This window comes from Phycicoccus sp. DTK01 (assembly GCF_017312765.1).
Taxonomy (GTDB): domain Bacteria; phylum Actinomycetota; class Actinomycetes; order Actinomycetales; family Dermatophilaceae; genus Phycicoccus; species Phycicoccus jejuensis.
Window position 1 is genome coordinate 1 of sequence record NZ_BOPU01000039.1, and the last position, 640, is coordinate 640.

The 640-nt window shown below is 66.2% G+C and carries 1 protein-coding gene; it reads left to right on the forward strand.

The window, feature by feature from the left end:
• Positions 1-640: hypothetical protein (locus J3473_RS19275; RefSeq protein ID WP_207025414.1), on the forward strand; the 640-nt coding region annotated here is incomplete at both ends.

Here is a 640-nt window from a genome sequence, read left to right on the forward strand (position 1 = left end):
ACCGCGGCGGTGAAGCTCAACGGCAGCATCGGCGCGACGAAGTACGGCCTGTTCGCCGCCGACGAAGCCGATGAAGTCGGCCGCACGTTCGGCGCGGTGCGCGTGGTGCGCGACCTCGCCAAGCAGAACCTCGGCGCGGTGGTGACGTATGTCGTCCGGCCGTTCCTGGATCGCACCGCCACCGTGATGGGCGTGGACCACAACTGGCGCCCGACGGCGCGCGTGAGCGTGGAAACGCGAGTGATCGGCAGCCAGATCGACGGGCACGGCCGCACCACCGACGACAACGGTGCGACGATGTGGGTCAACTACGAGATGGACCACGGCTGGCGCCAGCAGTGGCTCGCGATGCATTTCGGCAACGAGCTGGAGATCAACGACTTCGGCTACCTGCAGCGCAACAGCACCAACTACCTCAACTGGCAGGTGATGCGCCGCTTCACCGATCTTCCGAAGGAATCGCGTTACGCATCGAAGGACTGGCGCGCGCGCATCAGTGGCACCGACAACGACCACGGCGACCGGCTGCAGCGCCAGCTGCGCATCAGCCGCGAAGGCAACCTGCGCAACGGCAGCTACGAGTACGCGCAGATCAACATCAACACCTCCGGCGTGGACGACCTGCTCACGCGCGGCAACG